Source organism: Janthinobacterium sp. LPB2021202312-11-4 (assembly GCF_037049705.1).
Classification (GTDB): Bacteria; Pseudomonadota; Gammaproteobacteria; order Pseudomonadales; family Pseudomonadaceae; genus Aquipseudomonas.
Window position 1 is genome coordinate 1 of record NZ_JBAGKV010000052.1, and the last position, 23,379, is coordinate 23,379.

Here is a 23,379-nt window from a genome sequence, read left to right on the forward strand (position 1 = left end):
TTGAACTCCAAATGGTTGGAGTATCAAAAAAACGGTGGGTACTTCAGACCTTCCCTAGGGAATCTCCGAACAAGTTTTCAAATGTGCTGAAATACGCCTGACCACCTGATCCGAGCCGCCCATGAGCCAGATGAGCTTTTCCGATTTCGAATACGCCGGCAAGCGCAAGCAGACACGCCGCGAACGCTTCCTCGCCGAGATGGATCAGGTCGTGCCCTGGACGGGTCTGCTGGGCCTGATCGAGCCGTTCTACCCCAAGGCCGGTGGCGGCAGAAAACCCTATCCTCTGGAAACCATGCTGCGTATTCATCTGTTGCAGAATTGGTTTTCCCTGAGCGATCCGACCATGGAAGAAGCGCTCTACGAAATCACGCCCATGCGCCAGTTTGCACGTTTGACCTTGAGCGCCCCGATACCTGAAGACACCACGATCATGAATTTCCGGCACTTACTGGAAAAGCATCAGCTGGCACCTGCAATCATCGCGGTCATCAATGGTTATTTGCAGGACAAAGGCATGTCTCTACGTCAGGGCACTATCGTCGATGCCACTATTATTCATGCTCCCAGTTCGACTAAAAACGAAGAGGGAAAGCGCGACCCCGAGATGCATCAGACCAAAAAAGGTAACCAGTATTTCTTCGGAATGAAGGCCCATATTGGCGCTGATGTCGAGTCCGGCTTGGTTCATCACGTCCACGGCACCGCCGCCAACGTCGCCGATGTCACACAGGTCGCCGAGCTGTTGCATGGCGAAGAAAATGCAGTGTATGCAGACGCCGGATACACCGGCGTTGAGAAGCGTGAAGAGCATGAAAATCGTGAAGTGATCTGGCAAATCGCGGCGCGCCGCAGCACCTATTCCAAGTTGAATAAACGCAGCGTGCTCTACAAGGCCAAGCGCAAGATTGAGTACTGCAAAGCCCAGACACGGGCCAAGGTCGAACATCCGTTTCGGGTGATCAAATGCCAATTTGGGTACGTGAAAGTGCGCTTTCGTGGGCTGATGAAAAACACGGCTCAGTTGACCACATTGTTCGCCCTGTCGAACCTGTGGATGGCTCGAAAACAACTGATGGGTATGGGCGAGTTGCGCGCTTAACATGGAAAACCGGGCGAAAAACGCCCTCGATGAGCACTGCATCAGGTCGTTTTGAGCAAATAGCGCTGCGTGCCGTGCAAATTACGACTTGCCGCCGCCGCGCAGCAAGTTGATCGGAGCATCCCTAGAAGCTGGCATAGATGTCGTTTCTTATGGCTGCTCATTGCATGATTGTGACAGCTATCACCTGATTCGTTCCTATGAAAGCGAGAGCAATCGCCAAGTGTCTCAAGATGCTTTTTACGCAAGTGCTGCCTGGAAACACGGCCGGATAGAAGACATTATCAGCCGGATTGAAATCAGTACAACGATGGTTATGGCGCTCGCTCAAGGCGCAATTGATGCCATCAGAGCTTCCGTAGATATATCTAGAGCCGAAGCTCGATCCGCGTAGCTGACATCGACAAAGGCAGACCCCGTAGCCTCAAACGCAGGGTGGCAGGAAGATGTGTTGGCCGGACGGTTACGCTCCTACTCCAAGTCCTTCGAGGCCCAGGTCATTCAAGAGTGTGCACAGCCCGACGCTTCGACTGCCAGCGTCGCGCTCGGCCATACCCGAGAGATGTCGCGCATGGCGCCTCGCTGCTGAAAACTATGACGCATGATCAAGGCAGTGAAATCACGGCCCACACGGGCATTAAAATTTACTTTGCGGATCCGCACAGCCCCTGGCAACGCGGGAGTAATGGAAACACCAATGTCTTGCTGCGTCAGTATTTGCCAAAAAGCAAAGATAGCTGTCCGGTCACCTACGAGCTACTGGACGAAATTGCCGACTTGCTGAAGACTCGGCCACGCCAAATACTGGGCTGGAAATTTCCGGTCGAAGTAATGGTTGAATGCCTTCAGCTATTAGCGCGCAAAAAGCTCGAAATCATCAACTGACTGTTGCACTTGGTCCATGAGACCGCCAGCCTCTCGCAACCAAGGCAGCGCTTTCAAACAGATGGTGGATCTATAATTCTCATCAAGTCTTTCATCGAGCCAATATCGGGAATATGGGACAAACAGACATATACCGATTGGCTCGGATACACTAATGCGGCAAGGTGTTGTGAGTTTTTACTCTCATAGACCAGTGTATTAAGGATCTGTGTTCTTGCTCGACAAAACGCCTCCACGTCTACCCTTGCCCTGACTGAAAACTGCTTGTTCATGATTAGCAAGTCAAAGGGCTCGCTCGCACAAGCAGTGAGTGTCAGAAGTTCTTCAAACGTTTGCACGGGAGCAATCCGATAATAATTCAGCCGATTCAACAGCTTTTCGATGTGTATTATCCGGGAAAGTTTCTCCTCGACGATCAATATGCGCATTTTTTTATTCGACATTACGTAACCGTCCTAATAGCGAGAACGCAGCCAACGCTGGAGCTAGGGAAGACCTGAAGTACCCACCGATTCTTAAGAGCCTTGCTGCTTGACGCTCAAAAAACCTGTATAGGCCGAAAAACAGACCATAAAGTTAGCGGAGACGATGGTCGCACAACAAACCTATAAGGGGCGTGGAGACTCAAGCATCTCTTTCAGTTCGACCAAGGAGTGAGAGAGTAGCTGCCTTAATTCGCTCACTGTGCTGCTGGTGAGTCCATAGAATAGAAACGATGCATCAGGCTGATTTGCCTGAGACTCTAGTGCACTTGCCCGTGCCGATAGCGCGTCAGCGCCCATCGTGCCGGCACTTCCTTTTATACTGTGCAGTATGGCGGCTGCACCTTTGAAGTCTTGCAGGCGCAGCCGATCTTCCAGTTTGGCGAGCTGAAGGTTAATGTCGGGCTCAAAGATTTTCAGTATCCGCTCGATCAGCTCAAAATTACCGCTAAAACGTCTCAAGATAGAGTCACGTCCTTCAGCGAGTTTAGGTGTACCAAGTATTTCTAAGCCGCTTAGGGGCATCGTACAGTCAGGCGCGTTTTTTTGAGCGAGAAGTCGTGTGATGAGGATTTCCTTGTCGATCGGCTTACCGATGTGATCATTCATCCCTGCGGCCAGGCAGATTTCCCGATCTGCTTGGGAGGCATTAGCTGTCATGGCCAGGATCGGTAACTTGGCGAAACGCGTGTCCGAGCGAATTCGTCGAGTAGCCTCCAGCCCATCAATATCGGGCATCTGTACATCCATCAATACAGCACTGAACGATTCGGTCGCTTCCAGCACCATTTTTACTCCGTCCAAGCCGCCCTCGGCCAGCTTGACTGTCGCGCCCTCACCGCTAAGCAACTCATCCGCTACCTGACGATTGAGTGCGTTGTCCTCAACGACGAGTAAATGCCAACCGCTAAGACGCTTTTGTCTGTTCCCGTTAGGGATGATCTTCGTTGGTTCAAGCTCGCCGATGGCCTCCAGAACCGCGTCAGCCAATTGTTGAGGGGTGACAGGCTTGGTCAAAAAGCTCTCAAAGGGCTTTGTGTGTATTTCCGATGCATTAGCCAGCACCTCCCCTCCATAGGCCGTGATCATGATGACTTTTGGAGGAGCAACATCCCCTTCAATTTTCTGGATAAGCTGTGCGGCCCCCAAGCCATCGAGAGCGGGCATACGCCAGTCCATCAGTACAACGTCGTAGCAACGGCCCTGCAGCATTGCTTCACGAACACGCTCAACGGCCTGGTAGCCGTCGGAGGAGCAGTCGGCCTGCCAGCCAAGCCCCTGCACGGTACGCATCAACAGTGCCTGAGCAGTGTCATTGTCATCGACGACCAGTACACGCAACGGTCGCTCCCTCCTCAGGCAATATTCCTTCAGAGGTCGTACTTCGGCGATTCCCAGGACTAGGTCGAACCAGAAACGACTTCCCATCCCATAAGTGCTTTCTACTTGTAACTCCCCGCCCATGAGCGCCACCAAGCGCTTGCAGATGACCAACCCAAGCCCCGTCCCCCCGAACCTGCGGGACGTCGAGACTTCGGCCTGCATGAACCCTTCAAACAAATTCTTAAGTTGTTGTGGGTTGATGCCGATTCCGGTGTCCGAGATGGAGATTTGCAGCTGGATGGAGTCACTGGCGCGTTGCAGCTGTCTGACGCTAATGACTATTTCACCCTGGGGTGTGAACTTCAGAGCGTTCCCTGCCAGATTAATCAGGACCTGCTGCAGTCGTAGCTGGTCGCCGATTAAACGACTGGGTAGGTTGCAGTCCAGGTCGAACAGTACCTCCACGGGTTTAGTGCCCTGGCTTCCCGAGACGACGATGGCGAGGTCGCGCAACAAAGTTTCCAGTTCGAACGGATGTACATCCAGCACCAGCTTGCCGGCCTCGATCTTCGAATAGTCCAGTATGTCGTTGAGCAACCCCAGCAGTGAGGTCGCGGCCGAATGGGCCTTATTGATATAGTCACGCTGGCGGTCATTGAGCGGGGTCTGTTGCACCAGATACAACATGCCAAGCACGGCATTCATTGGAGTGCGGATTTCATGGCTCATGTTTGCTAGAAATGTTGACTTGGCCGCACTCGATTCATTGGCTTGATTCTTGGCCTCGAATAGGCGTCTCTGTAGTTCACGTTCACTGGTGACATCAAGATTGATTCCAATCATGCGCAGCGGTAACGCGTCTGCGCTTCGTTCAACTTGAGCATTAACCTTGATATAGCGAACTTGTCCATCTAGCCAAACTATCCGGAACGTACAATCGAAGGGCTCACCACCCTCAACCGCAGCCGCAAGGCCGGCAGTGGTGCGCTCAAGGTCCTGGGGATGAATACGCGATCTCCAGAGCTCAAAGTCTAGGGTCTGGTTATTGGGTGTGGGCGATAGGCCATATAGCTCAAACATTTGCTCGTTCCACTGCAGTTGGTTGTCGCTAAGGTTCCAACTCCAGATTCCCAGTTGTGCAACGTGTGCTGCCAACAATAGTTGGTCTCGGGCGGACGTCAGTTCCCGTCTCTGCTGCTGTAGCAGGGAGATGTCGGTGATGACGCAGACGAAGCGGCTGCCATCTGTGGTCTCCATCACGCCAATGGACATTTGAAATGGGAAAAACGAGCCATCCTTGCGTCGCCCAGTCATTTCCCTCTCACTGAATGCAGCGGTAACGCCAGGCTGAGAAATACGCGCGATAAGTTCAGCCAGCGCCGGCCAACTCTCCGCGTCGATTAGCGTCTGCACAGGCTCTCCGACTATTGCCTCCTTGGTGTATCCAAAGTTGCGTTCCCCGGCAGGATTGAATGAACGCACAACACCTGATGCACTGAGTGTAAACATAGGGTTCACGGCAGTTTCTAGGATGGCTCGGGTCGTTTCTAGGCTTGCAGCAAGCTTCTTCTCGGCGACTTTCCGCTCAGTGATGTCAACGGCGATGCACAAGTAGCCGATAATATGCTTACCCTCATCCCGCATAGGCGTCACCACAAGGGTGACCGGAAAGCGAGAACCATCTTTGCGCACATAAGTCCACTCGTGGGTGTCTGCGCCTTCAAGTTCCGCTTTGAAGACTACCGCGCGGAATCCGTCGATGTGTCGGCCAGTATCCGCACTCAACTCTACTCCCCTGGAGACTAACTCCTCCCTAGCATGAAACAATACCGGTGTCGTGTGACCGATAACATCTTCGGCCGGATAGCCTAGTAGATGTATGGCTCCCTGATTGAATACACGGATAATGCAGTTTTCGTCTGTTGCAATGATCGAGACTTCAGAGGCAGAGCGGAGCACACAACTCAACAATATGTTAAGTTCACGCAGCTCGCGGGTACGATCGGCAACTTGGACTTCCAGGTTGGAGTTTAGCTCGTGAATTCTAAGTTGTGCAGCCTTTTGTACGGAAATGTCCCGAACCGTCATGGAGGCGCCAACCATACCGTCGGACGACACCAGAATGGGTGCGGCAGTAATAGATACGTCAAGCAAGCAGCCGAACTGGTTAAGCCTTTGTGTCTCGAAGCCGGTGATTCGTTCGCCTCGATAAATGGACTCGATAAGGTGATGTTCTTCGTCGATCAAGTTATCAGGAACCAGCAGATCAATGAGTCGACTACCGACCGTTTGCATAGAGGTGAACCCGAAAATCAGTGTGGCTCCTTGGTTCCAACTGGTCACGACCCCGTCGATACCCACTGCGATAATCCCGTCAGCCGAACTATCTACAATGGATGCGCGGCGCGCTTGTTCGGCCAGAATCTGTTTATGCCGTTGGCGATTGACTCCAATGACATTGATCAGTGCCGCCAATAAAAAACTCAGCGCTAGGCCTGCTAGGAGCGTGCCCGTTGGTGAAAGCAGGTGCAGTCGCTCAATCAGCATCGGTTGCGGCCTTAAAACAAATTGCCAGCGCCGGCCGAACACCTCCTTCTCTACATAGGAAACCAATGAGGGGTCCAAGTCCTCAGGAGTGGCGTTAGTCTTAAAGAAGGAAATGGGTGAAGAAGGGTTACTAATGTCGCTGAGTTCAAAGTCTAGTGCGTAGCTTTCAAAGTTCATGTCGGCTAGCACCTCTTTGATCGACAGAGGTACATAACTCCAGCCGAAGGTTTGAGCCTCTCGATCCGCCACGAGCGTAGGCGTCGTAAAGGTGCGGTAGATCGGCAACAACATAAGAAAGCCCAGCTGGTGTTCTCCAGACAGTTGCACCAATGTAATGGGGGCGGTCAGGCGTGGAGCTCCATCGCGCATGGCCGCCTGAGCTGCTTCGCGACGATTTGGTTCGGAGGCAATATCAAGGCTGATTGCCTGAGCATTTGGCTCAAAGGGCTCTATGCACTCGACAACATATCGGTCGCCATTGTGGGGGGCCAACTCGGTGATGGCAAAGTCTTCCTTGCCATCCGCACTAGAATTGACAAGAAACTTATCGACTTGATCTTCATGCACGAGACGAATAAAGCCAAAGCCCCTAGCGCCCGGAAACTGTTTGGCTATATCTAGAGTCATGCTGTAGTGGCTAAAGGTGTCACGGCTTATATTATGCTCGCCAGCAACCAATATGACCCCTCTAGTAGCGTGCAGACCATATTGATAGGTGTTGATTCGAGTCAACAGAGACGCTGACAACTCACGAGCCTCAATATCCAACGACTCCCGTATGGCCTTTTGATTATGATTTAATAATAGCAGCGCTATTGCAAGAGAGGCGAAGACTCCGAGGGCGAGCGTTGCCAGCAAAATATGATGGATTTTAAAGCGTAGTAGATTTTTTATCATCAGACCGCCTGTTGCCCGAAAAAAACAATACACAACGAAGTTAACAAATAAGTGAAGCAATGCCCCGCCCGTCCAACTGCTTTAGGACTTCAAACTCATCAGGGCGCCCGGTTTTCGACGCCCGATTTTGCAACTGCCCCTCCGATTGTTGTTTTCATAGCGTTTCCGACGGTGCCGCAGATACGTATAAAAGTCGCCACCCCCTCGCTTATTGATGGCAATAAGCAGATAAATTCAGTCATGGCGGACTACTTGATCTGGCCTCTTTTGCTTGAGCTGATGAGGGAACTGCTACTTGTTCATTCAATGTTTGAGTCTGACCGATTGGTGATAACTTAGCTAGGCAGTCAGCTTGAAAAAAATATTCGGGCGACCACGCGTCCGATATCTCTTTCTTCATGGGCGCAAAAAAAGCTTTGTACAATTTATTCGGCTGTATGACGAACCTTACGACTCGTCGTCGAAGGATGCACCGCAACCTTTAGCTCTGCTTGCTCGGCTTTATGCCTCACGTGCTGCAGCTATTCTATATAGACCATTCGGTATAGACGCTAAATTAATCGCTGTCCAATTTTTTTAAAAATTTTTATGAAGTTCTTGAAGGGTTGCCAATGTCGATTGTTTGCGTGTATCAATATCTAGCTGATGAGTTCAATTTGAAGATCGGGAAGCGCGATGGTCAGCGATGAAATTGAGAGTGTGATGGAGGAGCTTAAAAAACGTTACTTGAACCGCTTGAGAGATGACAATCTTGAGCTGTTCGCTTGCGAGCAGAGCTTGTGTGGGGCAATTGAGCTTGAAGTACCGATTGCAAAGGCGAAGAACATTGCCCATCGCTTGGCAGGAGTCAGTAGAGTGTTTGGATTTGAAGGTGTGCAGTCTGCAGCTGAAATTTTCGAAAATTTCAGCCTGGTTTTTTTGCGTGACGGATCAGACTCGACTACGCTTCTTTTAGTGCACTTGAGGACACTACAGTCTGAAATCGACCTGATTGTGTTGGAATCAGTAAGTGATTGAGTGGGTAAGGGGGCTGGTTTGCGCAAAATATGGATATTGGTCATCATTTTCATCATCGCGATTATCGCGACTGTCTATTGGCTGTTTACCGGGTATTGTGATATTTGCGTCCGTGAAAAAACAGAGCATTCACTCGACACAGAAAAATTAGTAGTTGCGTTTCGCGATAACACTTTACATCCTGGTAGGCAGGGTGAACTTACCGATCGCGAAATGGCAATGGCTAAAGCCGCTTGGCAGTACTTCGTGAGCTCAACTCAGGCTTCAACTGGCTTGGCTAATGCGGTGCTGAATTATCCGTCTACTACCATCTGGGATACGGCCTCTTATTTAGGCGCAATGGTGGCTGCGCGCGAGCTGAATATCATTGATAAACGTGAATTTGATAGCCGTGTATTTAAGGTTTTGGGAACTATCAAAAATCTGGATTTATTCAGGCAAGAGCTACCAAACAAAGTCTATAACACCATAACAGGTGCGAAAGTTAACTATGCAAACACACCGGGGGAGATTGGATTTTCTGCTCTGGATATAGGGCGGATGATGATCTGGCTTTATATTCTAAAACAAAAGTATCCGTACCTTGCCAACTCGGTTGATGGCATTATGCTGGGCTGGAAATACTGCAATATTGTTGATGCGCAAGGGCGTTTATACGGAGCTAGTGTCGGCTCCAAAGGCCAGACCATTTATAACCAGGAAGGCCGGTTAGGCTACGAGGAATATGCTGCTAAAGGTTTTGTGTTGTGGGGCTTTGACGCGCGAGGTGCCAGTGAAGCGGGGCCCTTTGGTTTTATTGATATTTATGGCGTGAAAGTGCCCTATGACACCCGCGATCCACGTATTTACAAAACACAGAACTACGTACTGACAGAGTCCTATCTGTTAGACGGCATCGAGTTAAACTGGGACTTGCCGGACGACGATTACTCAGATCAGTTTTTGCATACCGATGGCTGGCAAGCAGAGTTTGCACAACGTATTTATAAAGTTCAAGAGGAACGGTTCTACAACACCGGAATACTGACGGCGCGCTCAGAGCATCAAGTTAAGGGTGAGCCTTATTTTGTTTATGACACTATATATGCCTCGGGTTACCCGTGGAACATTCTATCACCCAAAGAAGAGTACGTACCTGAACGCGCGGCAGTGGCTGCAAAGGCAGCGATTGGGATGTGGGCTCTATGGGATACTGAATATACCGGTAAATTGTTTGAGCTTATTGCAGACTTGTATACGCCGGACGGTGGATTCTATGAAGGCATCTATGAGAACGGCAATGGATATATTGAACTGCAAACGGCCAACAATAACGGAATTATATTGGAATCGCTCCTGTATAAGGCTCGGGGGCAGATACTGGATCGACGAACATTTATAACGGATCCACAGTCTTGGTATAGAGGCGTTGGCATTCCTGAGGTTAAAGAAAAAAACTGTATTCCTGCTGGACCGTTGAAAACCGGTTGCACCCGGGTTGTAACTCGCTGCGACCTGCCAGCACCTGTGTTGACGCTCAAGTTAGATGAGTATCAATTTTGTGAACCGGTACCCGCTAAAAAATGGTATCCGGGTTGCGCGTCGCAACAGATAGAACCTGCTGCTCAAAATTGTGATGTATCGAAAGTCAAGTCACTCAAGCTTGAACAGCCCGCTAATACCCCCGGTTCGCAGTGTACTGGAGTGAGTGGTCAATGACATTCAAGGAAGGACTGTTAAAGGCGCGTAGCCGCATTGTCTTCATCAGCGTGTTGCTGCTTTCATTTCCGTTAATTACTTATCTGGAACGGGTGGGTTACGTGCCTGGTCAGGCCGCGAGCCTGACTGAGAGGCAAACGAAAGCGCTGATTGAAACGCAGCCAACAGTACCGTTATCTGCGAGTGAAATACTCAGGCCGGACGAGGTTGAGTGGGCGAGAATCGCTTGGAGGTACTATGAAAATAATATTGTTCCTGCGACAGGACTGGCCAACTCCGCAAATCAATACTACTCAACCACGATGTGGGATACAGGCTCGTTTTTGCTCGCTGTCATAGCGGCCAACAAGATTGGTATTGTCAAGGATGAACAATTCAAACTGATTATCCTGCAGGCCTTGACGAGTCTTGAGCGTTTGCCGTTGTTCGACGACGTTTTGCCAAACAAGGCATACAACACATTGACGCTGAAAATGGTCGATTACGATAACAATCCCACTGAAATAGGTATGGGATGGTCTGCCCTAGACATTGCTAGGCTATTGGTACCGCTCACTATTCTTAAAGGCTATGGAGACGATTATCGATTTCAGATCAATAGAATATTGGCTAAGTGGCACATTGGGCAAATGCTGCAGGATGGAAAGTTGGTAGGCGCCGCACGAGGTGCTGATGGAGCGGTACAGCGGTATCAGGAAGGGCGAATAGGTTATGAGGAGTATGCCGCTAAAGCGATGATTTTTAGCGGTTTCGATGCCTACGAGGCCTGGCGTACTGACGACTATATCGTGTATCACGATGTACTGGGGATTAAGGTCCCTAGTGACATACGCGAAGCCAAAACCCATGGTGCTCAGGTCTATGTCACAAGCGAACCCTACATCCTTGATGGATTGGAGTTCGGATTCGATACTCGCTCTAGGGCTTTTTCAGAACTGATCTACCTGGCCCAGGCCAAGCGATACGAAGTCACTGGCAAGCTGACGGCGGTGAGTGAAGGACATATAAACCGTAAACCCAGCTTTGTCTATTCGACGGTATTCGGCGGCGGGGAACCCTGGGCGGTACTTTCAGAAAGTGGAAACCGCTTTGACGATCTACGCACCCTGAATACCAAGGCGGTATTTGCTTACGATGCATTGTATGGCACCCCTTACACAAAGCAGATGCTGGCACGAGCGGTGAAGTTGAATAAGGTACAAGGTGGTTGGTTTGAAGGAGTGTATGAAATAAATGGACAAACCAACGATATTGAAACAGCCAATACCAACGGTGTCATCCTGGAGTCCATTGCGTACCGTTTGGGCGGTTTTCTAACCCATTCCGAACCATGATTTATTGGCATAATTGTTCTGTAATGTGTGCACTCATGGCGCTGACGTCATTAGTGGCTGTGATCGAACACGCAGACGCAAATGGAGAGATGGACATGCCGAGCAGGGACGTCATCATTGATACCTCTATTCCCTTTGGTGCAGAGGTTCGGGAGCAGATCACCGACGAGCGTAGTATATGGGTATGGTCTACTTATCAAGCGGGCGTCATACAAGGGTGGCACTATCGATTCACCCCGGATGGCTATGCGACGTTCAGCCCATCTGTTCGTCTGGACAGCAACGTGTTTCATGTAGTCTGTAGAAAACAGAAAGGTTGTACCATTATCAAACCCGATCTATCCGAAATCGAAGTAGGGCCGGGTGGTTTAGCTGCTGAGTCCGCAAAAGACGCGGGGGTCGTGATCGCTGGAATATACATTGCTTGGTTGTATAAGGTCGCCGGGGTGGTCGATGCGGGCTCGACAGTGACAAGCCCAGATGATGAGCGTTCTGCTGTAGTTGTGCCTAAGATGAAGGTGCTCAAAGTCTTGATTCCTAGCGTGAAAGTACAGCCTGTGGTGGTAGCCGATGAGCGCACGGTTCATCGGTCTAGAAAAGCTAATGCCAACGCCGACGTCTTACAAAAAGTGGCTCCCACTGTTGCCACTCCGATAAAGGTTCGGCAGAAACCGATAGCTCACGTTGAGGGTCAGCAGCCTTCTGTCATGCCACTGGAGGAGGCCAATTTTCCGGTGCGAAACGTTAAGGATGGCAATGCCAATATGTTTTCATGCGGGCTGTTTTCCGGTTATTCGCTTCGTTATTTTGACAATGCCAGCAATCAGGATAAACGCGGCAAAAAGGTGATGTCGCTTGGGTGTTTTGTTCAGGTGACCCCTGCGCTGTCATTTCGAGCCAATTTGAATGATTACCTCGAAAGTGCACAGCAGCAACCCTGGGACCCTGACTATACCTATGCTCTGGAATATAAAATAGGCGATAAGATCAGTCTGGGCTATTCGAATTACTCGGGGAATCGCTTTCCTGGCCATAGCGGAGGAACGGGAGGTGTGAGTGCCGGCAACTTTCGGGTAAATTACAGTTTGCCCAATCAGACTGTTAACGCGGTGGGCCAACATATCCCTTTCATTGAGCAACTTCGTTGCACCACATCGGCTGGTTTTTCACCGAAGTATCAGACTGTTACGGAAACTAAAACAGGTAAAGTATCGGTGGGGTTGAATTGCTCATTCAGTCCAGCGACAGTTGCGCCCTTAAAGATATATCTATCAGCAATTGGTTATCCTGTGTCTGGGCAACAGCAATCCTGGGATCCCGATTATACATTCAGTTTTAATTATCAATTTAAAAGTAATTTTTCAATTAGTTACAGCAATTATTCCGAAGGGCGTTGGTGGTGGAATAGCGATAAAAGCGCCGCGACGGGGCTGAGAAATGGAACAATTACCCTGCAGTATCAATTCAATTAATGGAATAATAAAATGGTATTTTTCAGTCCCCGACGAGCGAGAAAATGGCAGACAGTAGCTGTTGTTGTCTCGATGCTTTCGCTGACCTTCGCGCATGCCGCCGTGAACGAAAATCAAACGGTACATCCGGATAAATGGCCGGCCTTGAAGTCGCCTTTTCCCAATGATCCTATCATGGAGGCGGCCATCCAACGACTGCTCGCAGGTATGACGGTTGAAGAAAAAGTCGGACAAATGCTGATGGTTGAACTTCCTTTTTTCAAGCCCGACGAGTTGGTCCGCTACCCGATCGGTTCCATTCTGAATGGTGGGGATTCGACGCCACGCGGATACACGCCTATACCTTTGAATGAGTGGGTCAGCTATGCCGACTCCGTTTATGGATTCGTCAAACAACGTCCAGGGAGTTATGTGCCCATTCTCTGGGGATCTGATGCAGTGCACGGCCAGAACAAGTTTGTCGGAGCAATCATTTATCCGCACAACATAGGGCTGGGCGCTGCCAATAACCCGGAGCTGATCTACCATATCGCTAGCGCTACAGCACAAACGTTCGGGGTGGCTGGTCAAAGTTGGAACTTCGCTCCAACCTTAGCGGTAGTACAGAACTACAGGTGGGGCCGCACTTATGAAGGGTTTTCGAGTGATCCTAAATTGATAAGCCGTTATGCCGAGCGCGCAGTATCTGGCTACCAAGGGGAACTCGGAAAAGATTTTATGACCCCCGGTCATGTTGTTGCTACGGCCAAACATTTTATTGGCGATGGGGCAACGCAAGACGGAATAGATCAAGGCCGCACTCAGGCAACAGAGGACGAACTCATTCAAACCCAGATACCGGGTTTTAAGGCGGCCTTAAAGGCCGGTGTTTTATCCGTTATGGTCTCTTACTCAAGTTGGGAAGGTGTCAAGATGCATGCATCCCGATACTTTCTTACTGACATTCTCAAGACGCGTATGGGTTTCGACGGTGTGGTCGTGGGTGACTGGAATGGTCACACACAAGTGCCTGGCTGCTCAAAAACAAGTTGCGCCACAGTGATTAAAGCGGGCGTTGATGTGCTGATGGTGTCTGACGGTTGGCATGCGCTTTTCAATAACACTGTTGCACAAGTCAAGCAGGGTGAAATATCCATTGACCGCATCAACGATGCGGTGACACGGGTCTTGAGATTGAAGTTTCGGGCTGGGTTATTCGAGCGCCCCATGCCTTCGGAGCAAACCCGGGTTGGCGACGCGAGCCTGTTGGCTTTGCCCGAGCATCGGGCCTTGGCGCGTCGAGCAGTCAGGGAAAGCCTCGTGTTGTTGAAGAACGATAAAGACGTGTTGCCCATGAAAGCTAATGCTCGAATACATGTGGTGGGGCCGGCGGCTGATGATATTGGTTATCAAAGCGGCGGCTGGACCTTAACTTGGCAAGGAGGCATCGGACACAACGAAAATTTCCCCAACGCAGAATCGATTCTTAAGGGGATACAGGCCGCCTCTGCAGCAGCAGGTGGTTCGGTCGAGTATCGGTCTGCGAGAGACACTCAAGGTCCGGTTGACTATGCCGTTGTGGTCGTGGCTGAGAAGCCCTATGCAGAAATGAAGGGCGATGTGCCCGACTTATCTTATGAGCGTTTACCTGGTGTCAAGATCCTGGAATCTGTTGTTGATGACTATCGAGCACGTAAGGTCCCTGTTGTGGTGGTCCTGCTATCTGGGCGCCCCCTATGGGTAACGCCGCTCCTCAAGAAGGCTGACGCTTTTGTTGCAGCATGGCTACCGGGCACCGAGGGTGGCGGAATTGCCGATGTAATAATGAGGAATCAACACAGTGCTGTCAATTATCCAATCACCGGGAAGTTATCATTTGATTGGCCGAGCGTATCTACATCTCAGGCGGATCCTTTATTCCGCAGGGGATTTGGCTTGCATTTCGGCTCGGAGTAATAACTATGCATTTGGGGGGCGCAATACCAAATGGCAGCGCCAGTCAATCCGACTTGGTGTTGGTTGTTGATGACGATGATATTCAAGTGGACTACATTTGCGTTTTGTTAAACCGGTTGGGGTTCCGCAGTATCGGCTGCACGGGAAGTGAAGGGGTCTTTGAAAGACTGACACAATGCAAAGCGTCCATTCTGGTGTGTGATATAGAAATGCCTGGGCTGGATGGACTCGAACTGACCCGACGTATCCGGGCCGCAGGTATTGATCAGTATGTTTATATTGTTCTTATGACTGCGCGGCATTCGGATGGTGCATATGAGGAGGGACTGGTTGCCGGTGCCGATGATTTTATGTTCAAGCCGATTCTCCCCACGTTATTGTCGGTGCGCATGAACGTAGCCAAACGCATTGTGGACTATCACGGCGAGCTGATCAGGCAGGCCCAGACGTTGCGGGCGATCAATGACACCCTCCGAGAAGACTTGTTGGCCGCAGGCCAGGCACAGCATGCGTTTCTGCCAGATAAGCCACTACATTCTGCCTTCTATGCGGTGGATCATATGTTTGTACCTTCACAGTATGTATCGGGGGATGCTTATAACTTCTTCGAATTGCCCGGAAGTTGCATCGGCTTTTATGCCGCAGATGCAGCAGGCCATGGTGTCCGGGCAGCTCTGATGGCCGCGACGATCATGCATATTATCGATCGGGACTATTTCTACTCACGAGTGTCCACGCCAATCCCAGGTCATTTTGCACCGGATATATTGGCCACCGATTTGAACAAACGCTTTTGCAGCAGCTCCCCTGACAGCTGGAGTTATTTCACCATGATCTGCGGTGTGTTTGACCCGTCCTCCAATGTGTTGACTTACTGCCTGGCCGGGCACCCATGCCCCCTGTTATTGAATGCCAGCGGCCTTGCCCTACGGCTAGGGCAAGGGGGTTTTCCTGTCGGCATGCTCGACACATTTGACTACCGGACTGAACGTGTTGCGTTCTTGCCAGAGAATAGATTGATTGTTCACTCAGATGGGATCACTGATGCGATAAGCCCATCTGGTGAGGCCTTTGGCGATAAGCGTTTTCAAACCCTGATGCAGAATTACACGAGGCAAGACGCGGAGTCACTTTCCTGTTTTTTGAATAAAGAACTCAGGAGGTGGACGGAGAAGGGAAGTCTCGATGACGATATTTCATTGCTGATATTTAATTACCGAGGGCTATAGCATGATCACGGTGACAACCCTTGAAGATGGGATTCTGATGGTTAATATGGAGGATGCACGTTTGGACGCGATCAACGCCCCTGACGTTCACAAACAGGTGATTGCGCGCCTTACTTCTGCCAATGGTCGTATTGTATTTAATATGGGTCGTGTTCTTTTTATCGACTCGAGTGGCCTGGGGGTTCTGGTTTCAATATTAAAACGCGTCATGCCCCTGGGAGACTTATGGCTCTGTGGTCTTGATAAAAATGTACTCAAAACACTAAAATTAACCCGTTTGGATAGTATTTTCTCGATTTCCCCTACAGTCGAAGCGGCGCTGAATACAATGAGGGGATAGCTCATGCATTGGAAACTCAGTGTCGAGGCGGGTTCTGAGAAAATTCGTACGGTCTGTAATTGGGTGCAGAGTGTACTAGATTCGACGGTGCCAGAAACGTTGAGGTTCGAGATAGAACTGGTGGCCGGGGAAGTGATGGCGAATATTGTCAATCATGCCCTGGTCAGCCTTGGAAAACAGTCTGTGCAGATAAGTTTAAAGTTTAGTAAAAAAAGCATAACTTTGATTTTTGTCGATCCAGGACAGCCGACGCTATATGAACACTTCGGGAAAGGTCGAGAGCACTTCCGGCCTGTGCTTCCGTCTGCTGACAAAGAAAGTGGTCGCGGCCTATTTATTGTTAATTCGCTGGCTTCTACCGTCAACTTCCGACGTCTTGGGGGGCGGAACGTCACAGTAATAACGTTCAGCAATGCTGTATCGAGGTAGGCCTGATGTTATAATTGGAAGGAGCAATACAATAATGACGGAGAAGTCTGGTGGAAATCGGTTAATCTGGCTTGACGCAAACCGATTTTATGCGGCGTGTGGTGTCATCATGATTCACTCCTCGACCGATACGAATGGTGGCCCCTATACCGGTTACCCTGTTCTTGAGCAGATTGGCCCCGCGCTATTACGATCCATTGCTACCATCTCAAGCTCAGAAATATTCTTATTGTTTTCCCTGTTTCTACTAGCGATGAAGATTGAACGGCGTGATCCAGGTTATGTGGAAATACTGAAAATACAGGTTCAACGCTTGATCGCGCCGCTGATTGTCTGGAGCCTGTTTTATGCATTTTTTAAGTTGTTCAAGGCCAGTGATTTTGGCTATGCCCCTGCAATATGGGCAGAATTAAGTGATCCGATGTCGTGGGTCGGCTACATTGTTTTAGGTGATGCACAGTATCAACTGCACTTCTTGCCGACTATGTTCGGGTTAGTTCTTATTTATCCGGCGATGCGCGCGGCGACAAAATACCCTCTGCTTATGCTTGGCGCAGTTCCATTATTGTATGTGATGGACTGGTGTCAGGCGTGGCTTTGGGGCAATGTCAGTGACCCTCTACTTCGAGACTACTTGGTTCGGTTCTTCAAAATTCTGGGGTACACGAGTTATGGACTTGTTGCGTTTGGTTTGTACGGCATCTGGAACCGCGGCCTGGAGAAACGTGATTGCCAAACCCTGTTTTATTATCTGTTGGCGCTGGGTGCGATTATCTACGCGACTAAGGTTCTATATGTCCTTAGCTCAGTTTATGCTGGGCGCTGGGTCGACACCCAAGGTGGGGCACTTCTAGGCTTCCTGGCAATGCCGATCATCGTGTTTACAATGTTCTTGCTGAACCAATACAGGGATTGGTCGCCGCGCTATAGCTTTCTTGCAAAATTTACTTACGGGGTCTATCTAATACACCCGGTATTCATCGACTTTTTTGATATTTTTACACGAGAATACTCCGCCGACTGGAGCCCTCTGCACATCGTAATCGCTAAGTACCTGTTTGTTTTGCCGATGGCCTTTACAACTGTCTATCTCATTTCAAAGTCCCGTTATACAGCGTGGACGGTGGGGGTCGGCCCTATTCCGCTGTTTCATAGAATCATGTCGGCCATCAAGAGTCCGAGAGGTTAAGGGGTGAGCAAGAACGATTTCTACTTTTCTAAGTTTGAAAATAGGCAACCGCCGGAACCATTGCCTTACTCGGCAGTGCGTGAGGTGCTCTGGCAGATTTGTGTATCCTTGGCGCTTATACTTGGTGTTCGCTACCTTTATTGGCGTTGGGCGTACTCATTGAACCTGGATGCTTTATGGTTGGCCATTCCCTTGGTCGTTGCAGAGACGCTGGCTTTCATCGGTCTCGTGCTGTTTGTGTTCAATCTATGGCGAACAGAGGATACGCCGAGCGATGCACCGCCCCACCGGATGCATGAATGCGACCCGGAATTTGAAGGGGATCGGCCAGTGGCCGTCGATATTTTCTTTACGACGTACAACGAGTCTCCCGAATTAGTTCGGCTAGGGTTACAGGACGCAAAAAAAATCCAATACCCCCACCACATCACTACGACCATTTATGTGCTTGATGACGGCCGCCGAGAGGAGATGCGTGCGGTCGCAGATGAAGAGAATGTTCACTACATATCCCGTGAGGACAATGCGGGTTTTAAGGCTGGTAATCTAAGGCATGCGATGCTCATGACCAATGGCGACTTCATCGTGATATGCGATGCAGATACTCGTCCATTTCCTACAATACTGGAGCACACGCTGGGCTACTTTCGGGATCCGCGTGTTGCCTGGGTCCAGACTCCTCAGTGGTTCTATGACATTCCGAAAGGCCAATCCTTGCCATGCTACCTTAGTCGTTACTTGGGTTCAGTCGGGCGACTTTTCGGAAAAGCAATTGAGAAGGTCATCGGTCCGTTGCTTATTGGCCATGACCCGTTGGCGAACGACCCACAGATGTTCTATGACATCATCCTGCGGCGCAGAAATTGGGCAAACGCGGTATTTTGCTGCGGGGCGGGTTCGATTCATCGACGTGAAGCCATTATGGAAACCGCCTTGAAAAACTACGGTTCAGAGGTAACTAGTACACTGGCGCAGTCCGTCAAAGCTCTGAAAAGACGAACCAGAGCCACGCAAGTTTCGGACATAGTACTTGATGCCATGCGTGGCGAAACGGTGTTGAACACGGAATTCACCCCTTACAAGCTGCATGTGTCTGAAGATATTTATACTTCATTGGTGTTACACGCTGACCAAGATCGAGAATGGCATTCAGTGCTGCACCCGCAGGTGGAGTCCAAGATGCTATCACCGCAGGATCTACTGAGCTGGACGGTACAGCGTTACAAGTATGCGGGCGGCTCACTGGATATCTTTCTTCACGATAACTTCCTATTCAAGAAAGGCTTGAAGCTTAGACAAAAGTTAATGTACGCGGTGACTTATTACTCTTATCTCGGCGGCATTTGGAACGTGCTATTCCTTATTGCGCCAATCTTGTATTTTTTTACTGCTCTCTCGCCAGTTTCATCCATCAGTATTGATTTTTTTGCACATTTCCTGCCGTTTCTAGTAACGCTTGAGTTCGCAATGCTGTTGGGAACCTGGGGGGTTCCCAGCTACCAATCCCGCTCCAGTTATCTGTCATTCTTTTATGTAAACTTGCAGGCTCTCTTCTCAGTGCTAAAAGGTGAACAGGTTAAGTTTCATGTCACCCCTAAAGATCGGCAAGCCGGAAGACATTTCCGGCTGGTCTGGCCTCACCTTATTATTGTGTTGTTAACCTTAGGCGGCATTGCCTATTCCGTCTTTGCCTATCAACATGCCATTGGCGGCTACACATTGCTGGGAATTGTGTGTAACACCTTCTGGGGGTTGAGCAATGTGATGGCGCTGTTTCCGATACTGCGTACCGCCATCTTTGATATCGAAACGTGATGTAGTCCCGTACGGAGAACCGCTTAATGAGTTGAGCGGTTCGCCTTTTCCAAGGCAAGTCGCCCTTCACGGTCCGGGTCGTCTTTCAGTTCGAATAGCCGGTCAATGATCATCGTTTCGCCCTTTGAAGGTGTATACGCGTTCCAGTAAGGAATCCCAGGGTAGGATGGATGTCCGTGCCGGGCAAATGCGACCCATGCCATGCTTGTTCGGGCGGCGAGGCTGTTAGCTTCTGCGCCGCCTCCAGTCATGTTGATTGCCCGGTCGATGTTGTCAAAAACGAACGGCAGTTCTATCCCGTGGTAGGCCAAGGGAGCCCCCTCGAAAAGGGGGGGGCACCAGCCGAACCAGTACATATAGACGGGGGCACTACCGGACGAGTATTTGGCATTCGCCTGTTTGACCACACTTGTACGAGGACTGAGAATCAAAGACAACACTTCGATCGGGCGGGCGTTCGGGTTGCTTTTGACATATTGTGCTACCAGGCCTGCAGTGTTGTTGCCGTAGCGGGGTTTCAAGTAATCCTCCACCCCTTGCCAGCCCATTGATGCCATGCGTGCATCGCCAGTGGCCGGGTTCCATTCGTGCTGAGTGGTACCCAGCAGCAGCGGAATAGTGTCGGATATCTGGAATGCCTTCTTTTCCAGCGGATGCCCCAGTATGAGTTCGCCGTCTACCATCGGTTGCCAGCGATAGCGTTCTTTGATTTCACGCGGTGTTCCCTGCGTGAGTGTCTGCTGGGCCATTTTCCCCGCTTGTATCAATTCGCGGACAGGAATTTTTAAAAGCGTAGTGGCATTGCTGCGCGTGAGATTCAGCGCGTCGAACACTGCTTGGCTGACGATGCGGCTGTCAGCGGGAGTGCCAAGGTGCTCGCGTGAGCCACTTTGAATAATCGCTTTGTGGAAAAGCCCCTTTGCGCTTGGCATTGACATCAGGGTGCTGATTTTAAATCCACCACCGGATTGGCCGAACAATGTGATGTTATTTGAGTCACCACCAAAGTTTTGAATGTTGTTGCTTATCCACCGCAGAGCGAGAACCAGATCGGTCATGCCCACATTGGCGGACTGTTCATATTGATCCCCAAGCAGTTCTTGAACATTGAGATGCCCCAGTACACCGATTCTGTGATTTATCGAGACGATCACGACATCGCCACTACGGGAGAGTTGCTCTCCGTCATAAGCGGGTAATTCGTGACTGGAGCCTGCCTCAAAATTACCACCATGTATCCAGACCATTACCGGACGACGGTCAGTTGACAAGGAGGGTGTCCAGATATTGAGGTTAAGGCAGTCTTCCTGTTGATAGCCTTCGTCCCAGTCAAACAGGAAGGCAATTCGTTTGTATTTCCAGTCCTCACGTTCGGCTTGAGGGCAGCTGGGGCCATAGACTATCGCCGGACGCGCTTCAGCAAAGTTGTTCGGCTCTTTGGCATCCCCGAAGCGGCTTTCAGCGGTCAGAGGCGCGGCATAGGGGATACCTTTAAAGGTGTGAATGCCATTCTTGATGTAGCCTGTGTAATGTCCCTCACTCACCTTCACCGAAGGGCCGGGGATAATGAGTTTGGACACTGTGTTGGTTGGACCTGGACTGGCATTGACATTGACCGCCGCTGCCAGTAGGGCTGGCGTCGCAATGAGCAGTTCGTTGAGCTGTCGGCGTGTCAGTTTCATGGGTTGAGATCCTTTCTCTAGGGGGACTTGCACTTGTGCGTGAAGGGCTAGATAACGTTCAAATAACGTCCGACCTCAAAAGGTAACAACATGGGGTCGAATGGTTTATGGATGATGCCGGCAGCCCCGGATGCGGTGAACTCTAGCATTCGCTCGGCAGTGGTGGTGGCTGTGAGAATAACGACGGGAATGTTTCGGGTTTCAGGGTCGGATTTCAGGTGTGTCAGTATCTCCAGCCCGTCCATGCCTGGTATGACCGAATCAAGTAAAATTAAATCAGGAGTGTAGTCGTTTAGTATTGAAAGTGCCTGTTGGCCGGAGGAGGCACAAACCACTTCATAGCCTGAAAGGGAAGTTAATACAGTGTGGATTATGGCTCGGATGGTTTCGTCATCATCAATGCTTAATATTTTTGGCGCGTGCGAGATCGTAGTGTCTTTTGTCATAATTTTTTTCACCGAGTCCAGAGTGATTGAAATGTCCATTTAGTGTGGTTGTTAGGCTGCAAGATGCCGACGCCTGAAGTGTAGATTGCCTCTGGATGGTATGAAGGAAGCATTTTAGGAAACCCTGAAAAAGACTTCCTGATTTGGCAAAGTCTCCGGACACCAATCGCCGAGCTTTTCAATGAAGCAAATGACCTTCGCCGATGCCGAGCACGCCGGTAAGCGCAAGCAGACCCGCAAGAAATTGTTCCTGATCGAGATGGATCGGGTCGTACCCTGGAAGGGTTGATTGCCCTGATCGAACCTCATTACTCGAAGGGGGAAGGTGGTCGTCCGGCCTATCCTTTGATGGCGATGCTGCGGGTTCATCTCATGCAGAACTGGCTCGGTTACAGCGATCCTGCGATGGAGGAAGCGTTGTACGAGACGACGATCTTGCGCCAGTTTTCGGTCTGAGCCTAGAGCGGATCCCAGATGAAACAACCATCCTCAACTTCCGTCGCCTGCTGGAAAGCACGAGTTGGCCGCTGGTATTCTCGGCGTGATCAATGGCTATCTGAGCGACCGTTGCTTGTCGCTGCGACAAGGCACCATCGTCGATGCCACGCTGATTCATGCGCCCAGTTCGACCAAGAACAAGGACGGCAAACGCGACCCTGAGATGTATCAAACCAAGAAAGGTAACCAGTTTTACTTCGGTGCAAAAGCTCACATTGGTGTCGACTATGAGTCAGGGCTGGTGCACAGCGTGGTGGTCACTGCGGCCAACGTCGCGGATGTAACCCAAGTTGACAAACTGCTACACGGCACCGAGAACGTGGTCTGCGCAGATGCGGACTATACCGGCGTTGAGAAGCGCGAAGAACATGCGGGACGCAAAGTCATCTGGCAGGATGCCGCCGGGCGCAGCACTGAATCGCCCCGGGGTTCGTAGACACCTCCCTGCCATAGATGGACTGCCCCAGCGCAGTAGACATCTCCAGCTAATACAGGCTCGCCACCGACGGAAATGCGCGAAGGTACTGATACCGAGTTGGCCCGGGGTTACCTCGCACAGCTGCTCATCGGTCTTTGGATTAGCAAATGTCGTGTACATAAGCTCAAAGCGTCCGGCGGTTAGGTTACATTGCTCAGGCCGGCATTATGCCACTGATGCTTTAGCCATCGTGGAACGCTAAAAATAGGGACAGTCGTAGGGGATCGGATTCGCATGCTTGAGAGAATCGTCTGTATCGATAACATCGGTGTCATCAAAAAGGGGATCACAAAGCCTATAGATCTGGAAAAAGTCAGCCTTATTTACGCTGATAACGCCCGTGGAAAGTCGACGCTGTCATCGATCCTGCTGGCGTGTTCTACCTTCGACGCTCAGGATCTGATCGACCGCAAAACAATTGGCGCACTGACCTCTCAGAAAGTCCATTTCCGATTCCGTCCCGGGGCCGGGTCACCTCCCTTCAGCACTGAATTCGATGGTGCCTCCTGGAAGGGGCAGCAACCGAACCTTCACGTGTTCAACCAGGCTTTCGTAGATCGCAATGTATACGCAACTGCTAG

14 protein-coding genes and 3 pseudogenes are annotated in these 23,379 nt (G+C 50.5%); 14 read left to right on the plus strand and 3 right to left on the minus strand.

Features of this window, described 5'->3' with window-relative positions:
• The first annotated feature begins 121 nt into the window (after nt 1–121).
• Together V5E99_RS29865 and V5E99_RS29870 are read left to right on the plus strand one after the other, a co-directional pair.
• A complete protein-coding gene (locus V5E99_RS29865; protein WP_499806072.1) occupies nt 122–1,102 on the plus strand; it encodes an IS5 family transposase in 981 nt (326 codons plus the stop codon).
• A 436-nt stretch (nt 1,103–1,538) separates the two neighbouring features.
• A pseudogene (locus V5E99_RS29870) lies at nt 1,539–1,987 on the plus strand (IS30 family transposase); the annotation flags it as partial.
• A gap of 605 nt (nt 1,988–2,592) precedes the next feature.
• Here V5E99_RS29870 and V5E99_RS29875 read toward each other — a convergent pair.
• Complete coding sequence (locus tag V5E99_RS29875) at nt 2,593–7,236, minus strand: PAS domain S-box protein (RefSeq protein ID WP_499806073.1); 4,644 nt, start codon at nt 7,234–7,236, stop codon at nt 2,593–2,595.
• 675 nt (nt 7,237–7,911) lie between these two features.
• Between V5E99_RS29875 and V5E99_RS29880 the strand changes: the two genes are divergently transcribed.
• From V5E99_RS29880 to V5E99_RS29925, 10 genes are read left to right on the plus strand one after another with little or no spacing between them, the layout of a single operon-like run.
• Nucleotides 7,912–8,253 (plus strand): Hpt domain-containing protein, encoded by a 342-nt coding sequence (locus V5E99_RS29880; RefSeq protein ID WP_499806075.1) that lies wholly within the window; start codon nt 7,912–7,914, stop codon nt 8,251–8,253.
• An 18-nt stretch (nt 8,254–8,271) separates the two neighbouring features.
• A complete protein-coding gene (locus V5E99_RS29885) occupies nt 8,272–9,951 on the plus strand; it encodes a DUF3131 domain-containing protein (RefSeq protein ID WP_499806076.1) in 1,680 nt (559 codons plus the stop codon).
• Nucleotides 9,948–11,285 carry a DUF3131 domain-containing protein gene (locus V5E99_RS29890; protein ID WP_499806077.1) on the plus strand — a complete coding sequence of 446 codons (1,338 nt, stop codon included), beginning with the start codon at nt 9,948–9,950 and terminating at the stop codon, nt 11,283–11,285. Before V5E99_RS29885 ends, V5E99_RS29890 begins: the two co-directional genes overlap by 4 nt.
• A gap of 35 nt (nt 11,286–11,320) precedes the next feature.
• A complete protein-coding gene (locus tag V5E99_RS29895; protein WP_499806078.1) occupies nt 11,321–12,757 on the plus strand; it encodes a hypothetical protein in 1,437 nt (478 codons plus the stop codon).
• Nucleotides 12,758–12,769: 12 nt separating this feature from the next.
• Nucleotides 12,770–14,692, plus strand: coding sequence for a glycoside hydrolase family 3 protein (locus V5E99_RS29900; protein ID WP_499806079.1), 1,923 nt, complete (start codon nt 12,770–12,772; stop codon nt 14,690–14,692).
• A 5-nt stretch (nt 14,693–14,697) separates the two neighbouring features.
• A complete protein-coding gene (locus V5E99_RS29905) occupies nt 14,698–15,921 on the plus strand; it encodes a SpoIIE family protein phosphatase (protein ID WP_499806080.1) in 1,224 nt (407 codons plus the stop codon).
• A gap of 1 nt (nt 15,922) precedes the next feature.
• Nucleotides 15,923–16,261, plus strand: a complete 339-nt coding sequence (locus V5E99_RS29910; protein WP_499806081.1) for an STAS domain-containing protein — start codon at nt 15,923–15,925, stop codon at nt 16,259–16,261.
• A gap of 3 nt (nt 16,262–16,264) precedes the next feature.
• The gene (locus tag V5E99_RS29915) at nt 16,265–16,690 is read left to right on the plus strand and encodes an ATP-binding protein (RefSeq protein ID WP_499806082.1); all 426 of its coding nucleotides are present in this window, start codon (nt 16,265–16,267) and stop codon (nt 16,688–16,690) included.
• 34 nt (nt 16,691–16,724) lie between these two features.
• Complete coding sequence (locus V5E99_RS29920) at nt 16,725–17,879, plus strand: acyltransferase family protein (RefSeq protein ID WP_499806083.1); 1,155 nt, start codon at nt 16,725–16,727, stop codon at nt 17,877–17,879.
• A gap of 3 nt (nt 17,880–17,882) precedes the next feature.
• Nucleotides 17,883–19,694, plus strand: a complete 1,812-nt coding sequence (locus tag V5E99_RS29925) for a glycosyltransferase family 2 protein (protein ID WP_499806084.1) — start codon at nt 17,883–17,885, stop codon at nt 19,692–19,694.
• A 23-nt stretch (nt 19,695–19,717) separates the two neighbouring features.
• Here the strand turns inward: V5E99_RS29925 and V5E99_RS29930 are convergent, their stop codons facing one another.
• Nucleotides 19,718–21,376 (minus strand): carboxylesterase/lipase family protein, encoded by a 1,659-nt coding sequence (locus V5E99_RS29930; protein ID WP_499806085.1) that lies wholly within the window; start codon nt 21,374–21,376, stop codon nt 19,718–19,720.
• Nucleotides 21,377–21,423: 47 nt separating this feature from the next.
• Nucleotides 21,424–21,861: a response regulator gene (locus V5E99_RS29935; protein ID WP_499806086.1), complete on the minus strand. Its 438-nt coding sequence runs from the start codon at nt 21,859–21,861 to the stop codon at nt 21,424–21,426.
• A gap of 142 nt (nt 21,862–22,003) precedes the next feature.
• On the opposite strand from V5E99_RS29935, the pseudogene V5E99_RS29940 reads away from it, so the two are divergent.
• Together V5E99_RS29940 and V5E99_RS29945 are read left to right on the plus strand one after the other, a co-directional pair.
• Nucleotides 22,004–22,735 (plus strand): annotated as a pseudogene (locus tag V5E99_RS29940) (IS5 family transposase); the annotation flags it as partial.
• Nucleotides 22,736–23,032: 297 nt separating this feature from the next.
• A pseudogene (locus tag V5E99_RS29945) lies at nt 23,033–23,379 on the plus strand (hypothetical protein); the annotation flags it as partial.

Bases quoted from the DNA above. Each gene is read 5' to 3' on its own strand.
- V5E99_RS29865 (WP_499806072.1), top strand. From the start codon at position 122: ATGAGCCAGATGAGCTTTTCCGATTTCGAATACGCCGGCAAGCGCAAG.
- V5E99_RS29875 (WP_499806073.1), bottom strand. From the start codon at position 7,236: ATGATAAAAAATCTACTACGCTTTAAAATCCATCATATTTTGCTGGCA.
- V5E99_RS29880 (WP_499806075.1), top strand. From the start codon at position 7,912: ATGGTCAGCGATGAAATTGAGAGTGTGATGGAGGAGCTTAAAAAACGT.
- V5E99_RS29890 (WP_499806077.1), top strand. From the start codon at position 9,948: ATGACATTCAAGGAAGGACTGTTAAAGGCGCGTAGCCGCATTGTCTTC.
- V5E99_RS29895 (WP_499806078.1), top strand. From the start codon at position 11,321: ATGGCGCTGACGTCATTAGTGGCTGTGATCGAACACGCAGACGCAAAT.
- V5E99_RS29900 (WP_499806079.1), top strand. From the start codon at position 12,770: ATGGTATTTTTCAGTCCCCGACGAGCGAGAAAATGGCAGACAGTAGCT.
- V5E99_RS29905 (WP_499806080.1), top strand. From the start codon at position 14,698: ATGCATTTGGGGGGCGCAATACCAAATGGCAGCGCCAGTCAATCCGAC.
- V5E99_RS29910 (WP_499806081.1), top strand. From the start codon at position 15,923: ATGATCACGGTGACAACCCTTGAAGATGGGATTCTGATGGTTAATATG.
- V5E99_RS29915 (WP_499806082.1), top strand. From the start codon at position 16,265: ATGCATTGGAAACTCAGTGTCGAGGCGGGTTCTGAGAAAATTCGTACG.
- V5E99_RS29920 (WP_499806083.1), top strand. From the start codon at position 16,725: ATGACGGAGAAGTCTGGTGGAAATCGGTTAATCTGGCTTGACGCAAAC.
- V5E99_RS29930 (WP_499806085.1), bottom strand. From the start codon at position 21,376: ATGAAACTGACACGCCGACAGCTCAACGAACTGCTCATTGCGACGCCA.
- V5E99_RS29935 (WP_499806086.1), bottom strand. From the start codon at position 21,861: ATGGACATTTCAATCACTCTGGACTCGGTGAAAAAAATTATGACAAAA.